This window comes from Methylobacterium aquaticum (assembly GCF_001043915.1).
GTDB classification, from domain to species: domain Bacteria; phylum Pseudomonadota; class Alphaproteobacteria; order Rhizobiales; family Beijerinckiaceae; genus Methylobacterium; species Methylobacterium aquaticum.
Window position 1 is genome coordinate 1 of sequence record NZ_LABX01000320.1, and the last position, 598, is coordinate 598.

At 61.4% G+C, this 598-nt stretch carries 1 protein-coding gene; it reads left to right on the forward strand.

What is annotated here, in order from left to right:
• A partial coding sequence (locus tag VP06_RS37690; RefSeq protein WP_210168134.1) for a hypothetical protein occupies positions 1–216 on the forward strand: 216 nt, incomplete at its 5' end.
• Positions 217–598: the final 382 nt, after the last annotated feature.

The following is a 598-nucleotide window of genomic DNA, read 5'->3' on the forward strand; positions in this document are numbered from 1 at the left end:
ACCGCGCCGTTCACCGCCGTCGTCATCGACGATCACGCCTTCGTTGCCGAAACACAGCGATCCGGCGCGGCGTCGGATCGACCAGGCAATGTCCTCCGTGGCTCGTGTCCGTCGATCAAGATGTCGTTCCCGCATCATTCGACCGGCAATTCGCTCCCTATCTCACTTTGCGTAAGACATTCGTCGACGGGCCAGTCTTTGCTCTGCCGTGAATGAAAAGCATGGTTAAAATTCAGATACCGTTCAGCGCCGTGCTGGCAGATTACCTGCAACGAACAAGACAAGCCGCCCACCGATATCCTCCAAATGGATGACGAGGCCGGGACGGTGGCGGTTTCCAGCATATGTTGTGCGCGTAACTGTGTCTCTGCGCTCCGGGGCGGCGGGTTCAGCGGCCCCCCTTCTCATCCCATTCGAGTCCATCCCACGAGACGAAGCGGGCACCACGCGGTGCCGATGCAGGAGTGTGTCATGTTCAAGAGGATGATGGCGATCGTGTCGGCCGTTGCCCTGGTGGCGGCTTCTGTCCCGACCTCCGCCCAGTCGATCGGCGGCCGAGGCGGGGCAGGCGGCGGCGGGTATTACAACGGAAACGGCG